Source organism: Streptomyces sp. PsTaAH-124 (assembly GCF_000373685.1).
GTDB lineage: Bacteria > Actinomycetota > Actinomycetes > Streptomycetales > Streptomycetaceae > Streptomyces > Streptomyces andamanensis.
Genome location: NZ_KB892205.1, coordinates 1 through 1,305, shown reverse-complemented (window position 1 = coordinate 1,305; position 1,305 = coordinate 1). Strand labels below are relative to the sequence as shown.

Below are 1,305 nucleotides of genomic sequence, written 5' to 3'. Positions count from 1 at the left end.
GGTCTGGTTGAGCAGGTCCGCGTCCTCGCCCCACATCACCTCCCGCAGCGGCCGCTCCAAGTGCGCGTCCACAGCGGTCAGTACGGCGTCCAGCGTTTCGGCGAAGACGGGGTGGGCCTCGGCCAGCTCCCGGCCCATGCCGAGCCGCTGCGCACCCTGCCCCGTGAACAGGAAGCCCGTGCCCTCGCCGCTCTGGACGCGTCCGCGCACGATCTGGGGCAGTTCCCGGTCGTCCGTGAGGGCGCGCAGGCTCTCCAGGGCGTCGGCGCGGTCGGTGGCCCACACGACGGCGCGGTGGTCCAGCGGGACGCGGGTGGCGGCGGTGGACCAGGCGACGTCGGCGAGGCCGGGGGCCTGGTCCTGGGCGAGCAGCCGGTGCAGGCGCTCGGCCTGGGCGGGCAGCGCCTCGGCGGTGCGCGCGGACAGCAGCAGCGGCAGCAGCGCGGGTCCCGTGCCGCGTTCGGTGCCACCGAGCGCGGCCATCGCCGCGGCGAACTCCTCCCGCTCCCCGCGGCCGCGCCGCTGGGCCGCCGTGAAGCCGGCGTCCTCCGCGATGGCAGGGCCGAGGGCGGTGAGGACGGCGTCCGGGCCGATCTCCAGGTGGGAGGCGGCCGCGATGCGGCTGACGGCGTCGGTGAGCCGGACGGGCTTGCGGATGTGCTCGGTCCAGTAGGCGGGGGTGGTGAGTTCGTCGGTGACGGTGTCACCGGTGACCGTGGAGACGAAGGGGATGCGGGGGCGCGCGTAGGTCAGCGACTCCGCCACCGCCCGGAAGTCGTCCAGCACCGGTTCCATCAGCGGTGAGTGGAAGGCGTGGCTCACGGCGAGCTGCTTGGTCTTGCGCCGGAGGCTGTCGAAGTGCGCCTTGAGGGTGAGGACGGCGTCCTCGGCGCCCGAGACGACCACCGACGACGGCCCGTTGACGGCCGCGATGCCCACCTGCTCGGTGAGCAGCGGCAGCACCTCGTCCTCGGTGGCCTGCACGGCGACCATCGCGCCGTCCGCCGGGAGGGCCTGCATGAGGCGTCCGCGTGCGGTGACGAGGCGGGCCGCGTCCTCCAGGGAGAAGACCCCGGCGACGTGTGCGGCGGCGATCTCGCCGATGGAGTGCCCGGCCAGGTGGTCCGGGGTCACGCCCCACGACTCGACCAGCCGGTAGAGGGCGACCTCGAAGGCGAAGAGCGCGGGCTGCGTGTACTGCGTCTGGTTCAGCAGGTCCGCGTCCTCGCCCCACATCACCTCCCGCAGCGGCCGCTCCAAGTGCGCGTCCACAGCGGTCAGTACGGCGTCCAGCGCCTCGGCGAA

1 protein-coding gene is annotated in these 1,305 nt (G+C 74.2%); it reads right to left on the bottom strand.

What is annotated here, in order from left to right; translation table 11 throughout:
- Window positions 1–1,305, bottom strand: a 1,305-nt coding sequence (locus tag B086_RS45740) for an acyltransferase domain-containing protein (RefSeq protein ID WP_037874280.1), incomplete at both ends; no start/stop codon positions are given.